The following is a 1,012-nucleotide window of genomic DNA, read 5'->3' on the forward strand; positions in this document are numbered from 1 at the left end:
TGCGAAACAGAATTGTGATTATACAAGAGCGATGCTTAAAGGGGGCTGAATAATTGAGAGAAAATGAGGGGGTTTTAAACGAAGAAAAAATTCGTAAAAAGATAAAATTTTAAAGAAAAGACCGAATGAAAAAGCGAGGAAATTTAAAAGAAATCGAATCCAGCGTAGCTTTCGCATACAAAATTCTACTCTTAAAATTCCCTCGTAATTTAAAATTTCTAAAATTCTAATACGCCATCAGCTTCGCGCCGAATGCACCACGCACTAAGCTCTCGCTTTTATTTGCCAGCTTATCCATCACCTTTTCATACGCCGAAGGCTCCTGCCAGATCGGATCTGCTACGCCGCTAGCCTTTACGAGTGCGCTTTTAGCGTCCTCTAAAGAGCCTACCTCGTCGATGAGTCCGACGCCTTTGGCGCCGCTAGCTAAAAATACTCGCGCATTCGCCCATGTATCGCGCTTCCTAAGATCCAGCGAGCGCGCCTGCGCCACCTCGCGCGTAAATAGCTCATAGCTCTCATCCACCAGAGCTTGCAGGCTCGCGCGCTCCGCGTCGCTCCATTTTCGCATCATCGTGCCTGCTTCTTTGAGCTCGCCCGCTTTGACGATCTGTTCGGCAAAGCCTAGCTTAGCGGCCGCTTCGCTCACATCTAAGCCCTGCATAATCACGCCGATAGAGCCGATGAAGCTGCCCGGATTTGCGTAAATTTTACTCGCCCACACGCCGCCTAGATAGCTGCCGCTCGCCATCGTGCCCTTGGCGTAAGCAACGACCGGCTTGCGTGAGTTTAACGACTTGATAGCCAGCGAAATTTCCACGCTCGGGCTTAGTGCGCCGCCGGGACTATCGATCAGCAGAAGCACTCCTTTGATCGCCTCGTCGTTTTTCAGAGTTTCGATCTTTTCTAAAATTTCGCTATCGTCCATTATCGCGCCGCTTAGCGAAAGCTGAGCGAGATTTGCGCCCTTTTGTTGCGCGCTTTCGCCGCCTGCGAAAATCAAAAACAAAAT

1 protein-coding gene is annotated in these 1,012 nt (G+C 49.5%); it reads right to left on the minus strand.

What is annotated here, in order from left to right; genetic code table 11:
- Positions 1–226: 226 nt before the first annotated feature.
- On the minus strand, positions 227–1,012 hold a 786-nt coding region (gene sppA / locus Q0413_RS09695), incomplete at its 5' end, for a signal peptide peptidase SppA (protein WP_298989816.1).

It is taken from the genome of uncultured Campylobacter sp. (assembly GCF_938045465.1).
In the GTDB taxonomy this organism is placed as follows: Bacteria; Campylobacterota; Campylobacteria; order Campylobacterales; family Campylobacteraceae; genus Campylobacter_B.